The following is a 3720-nucleotide window of genomic DNA, read 5'->3' as shown; positions in this document are numbered from 1 at the left end:
TTGATCGTTAAGCAATTGATCCGGTGGACTGTTTGTAGTCTGCACGGGCTGTGTTTGGATTTTCTAAAGTTGGTTGCGGGAGCAGGATTTGAACCTGCGACCTTCAGGTTATGAGCCTGACGAGCTACCGGGCTGCTCCATCCCGCGACACTTTAAGTGACCTATCGCTTACGCTACTTGAGGTCTTGTGTTGGTCTAGCGCCTATTCGGCTACTTGAGACCGGGTAGTGTTCTTTTCATCGTGTTAGAGAGATGTGGGCTTTTACTAGGTTTGGCGGTGACCTACTCTCCCGGGGCTTAAGCCCAAGTACCATTGGCGCGGCAGTGCTTAACTTCCGGGTTCGGGATGGGACCGGGTGTTTCACTTGCGCTATGACCACCAAACCGAGGAAAAGCCCATGTCGACTTTCCTGCGTTGCAGGAAAGCGACGAGGTGGCAGGCAGCGTCTTTTGCTTGCAAAAGGCGCGTTGCCACTCGGTTATAGTATCAACCAACATCGCGGCTTGGCGCTGCGACGTTATCCAACTCAAGGTCAGTGTATGCTTTTGGTGATTTGTCTTTCCATTACTGGATCAAATCAAGCCTATCGGGCGATTAGTACCGGTCAACTGAACGCATTACTGCGCTTACATCTCCGGCCTATTGACGTGGTGGTCTTCCACGGCCCTCAGGGAGACCTTGTTTTGAGGGGGGCTTCCCGCTTAGATGCCTTCAGCGGTTATCCTGTCCGATCATAGCTACCCAGCACTGCCGTTGGCACGACAACTGGTCCACCAGTGGATCGTTCACCCCGGTCCTCTCGTACTAGGGGCAACTCCTCTCAAGTCTCCTACACCCACGGCAGATAGGGACCGAACTGTCTCACGACGTTCTAAACCCAGCTCACGTACCTCTTTAAACGGCGAACAGCCGTACCCTTGGGACCTGCTCCAGCCCCAGGATGAGATGAGCCGACATCGAGGTGCCAAACACTGCCGTCGATATGGACTCTTGGGCAGTATCAGCCTGTTATCCCCGGCGTACCTTTTATCCGTTGAGCGATGGCCCTTCCACTCGGGACCACCGGATCACTATGGCCGTCTTTCGACTCTGCTCGACTTGTCAGTCTTGCAGTCAGGCTGGCTTCTGCCATTGCACTCAACGAGCGATTTCCGACCGCTCTGAGCCAACCTTCGCGCGCCTCCGTTACGCTTTAGGAGGCGACCGCCCCAGTCAAACTACCCGCCACGCAGGGTCCCGGATCCGGATAACGGACCGCGGTTAGACATCAAAAGTGCGAAGGGTGGTATCTCAAGGGAGGCTCCACGGATACTTGCGTTTCCGCTTCAAAGCCTACCACCTATCCTGCACATCACAATCCTGATGCCAGTGCGAAGCTGTAGTAAAGGTGCACGGGGTCTTTCCGTCTAACCGCGGGAAGCCTGCATCTTGACAGGCAATTCAATTTCGCTGAGTCGATGTTGGAGACAGCGGGGAAGTCGTTACGCCATTCGTGCAGGTCGGAACTTACCCGACAAGGAATTTCGCTACCTTAGGACCGTTATAGTTACGGCCGCCGTTTACCTGGGCTTCAATTCAAGGCTCTCACCTCTCCTTTTAACCTTCAGGCACCGGGCAGGCGTCAGACCCTATACGTCGTCTTGCGACTTCGCAGAGCCCTGTGTTTTTAATAAACAGTCGCCACCCCCTGGTTTGTGCCCCCAGCCCCTAGTTGCCTAGGAACCGGGCCTCCTTCTCGCGAACTTACGGAGGTATTTTGCCGAGTTCCTTCAACATCGTTCTCTCAAGCGCCTTGGTATGCTCTACCAGTCCACCTGTGTCGGTTTAGGGTACGGTCTGATGGAGGGCTATTTCCAGGAACCACTCAGCAGCCCAATCAATCCGATAAGATTGAACTACACCTGTGATCCGTCACATCCTCCTGGCCTAGGAATATTAACCTAGTTCCCATCGCCTACGCCTTTCGGCCTCGGCTTAGGGGCCGGCTTACCCTGCTCAGATTAGCTTTAAGCAGGAACCCTTGGACTTTCGGCGAGAGTGTCTCTCACACTCTTTGTCGCTACTCATGTCATCATTCTCACTAGTGATCTCTCCACCGGATGGCTCACGCCCCGGCTTCATCGAAAGCACTTTATCTTGCGCTACCGCCTATTCGGCTACTTGAGCGCGATTGCTCGCACCAAATGACCGGCGATAATACAAGATAAGTGCTATGTCACACTACGCTCTGCTACCGATGCTTACGCATCCCTAGACTTCGGCTCATGGCTTGAGCCCCGTTACATCTTCGCCGCAGGACAACTTATTTAGACCAGTGAGCTGTTACGCTATCTTTAAAGGATGGCTGCTTCTAAGCCAACCTCCTGGTTGTTTTGGTCGTCCCACCTGCTTTCCCACTTAGCCATGAATTGGGGGCCTTAGTCGTAGGTCAGGGTTGTTTCCCTCTCCACTACGGACGTTAGCATCCGCAGTGTGTCTGCCATCTAGTACTCCCGGGTATTCGGAGTTTGGTTAGGATCAGTAAGCCTGTGGGGCCCCATTACCCATCCAGTGCTCTACCCCCCGGGGTATTCGGATGACGCTCTACCTAAATAGATTTCGCAGAGAACCAGCTATCTCCGAGTTTGATTGGCCTTTCACCCCTAGGCACAGCTCATCCCGATCCTTTTCAACGGATGTGGGTTCGGTCCTCCAGTAAGTGTTACCTTACCTTCAACCTGGCCATGCCTAGATCACTCGGTTTCGGGTCTGATCCCACGAACTCATTCGCCCTATTAAGACTCGCTTTCGCTACGCCTACACCTAACGGCTTAAGCTTGCTCGTAAGACCAAGTCGATGACCCATTATACAAAAGGTACGCCGTCAGATCTCGAGGATCCTCCGACTGATTGTAGGCGTTCGGTTTCAGGTACTGTTTCACTCCCCTCGTCGGGGTGCTTTTCACCTTTCCCTCACGGTACTGGTTCGCTATCGGTCAGCAAGGAGTACTTAGCCTTCGAAGGTGGTCCTCCGATCTTCAGACAGAATTTCACGTGTTCCGCCCTACTTAATACGTCCATCAAAGCTTCCTATACGGGGCTGTCACCCGCTATGGCCATGCTTCCCAACATGTTCTAGTCACTTATCTGGCTCGGCTGGTCCCCGTTCGCTCGCCGCTACTAGGGGAGTATCAATTGATTTCCTTTCCTCCGGGTACTTAGATGTTTCAGTTCCCCGGGTTTGCTCTTAAAACCCTATGTATTCAGGTCTTAAGTACCTGTTTAAACCCCATATTGAGTATCAAAGATAACAATATGAAGCTTTCAGGTGGGTTGCCCCATTCAGAGATCCATGGATCAAAGCTTATTCTCAGCTCCCCATGGCTTATCGCAGAGTATCACGTCTTTCATCGCCTCTTGCTGCCAAGGCATTCACCAAACGCCCTTCTCGCGCTTGATTTGATCCAGAAAGAGAAAGACACAACTTAGTGCGCTACCGCCTATTCGGCTACTTGAGCGCAGTCAGGTCAATCGCGATCGCCCAGCTGGTAACTAAAGGCGATCTTTCTTCTGAACCAAAAGCATACTTTCCCGCCTTCTATCCTGGAACCCATGCTGCCGATGTCGGTCGGCCCCACATGGAGAATAGAAGACATGCATGATCATTTAGTGCCGGTCATCCTTGCGGGTGACTATCGGCGGCGATCATGCGGGTTAGTGTACTTGACTTGGACAACTCT

General features: G+C 52.9%; 1 tRNA gene and 2 rRNA genes. All 3 read right to left on the bottom strand.

Annotated elements, in window-relative coordinates:
* Window positions 1-70: 70 nt before the first annotated feature.
* Window positions 71-147, bottom strand: a tRNA-Met gene (locus ACR0DE_RS21295).
* 122 nt (window positions 148-269) lie between these two features.
* Window positions 270-384 (bottom strand): 5S ribosomal RNA (rrf, locus tag ACR0DE_RS21290).
* A 190-nt stretch (window positions 385-574) separates the two neighbouring features.
* Window positions 575-3440 (bottom strand): 23S ribosomal RNA (locus ACR0DE_RS21285).
* Window positions 3441-3720: the final 280 nt, after the last annotated feature.

Source organism: Ruegeria sp. C10, assembly GCF_056537805.1.
The sequence above is the reverse complement of the archived record's forward strand: the minus strand, read 5'-3'. Positions and strand labels throughout refer to the sequence as shown.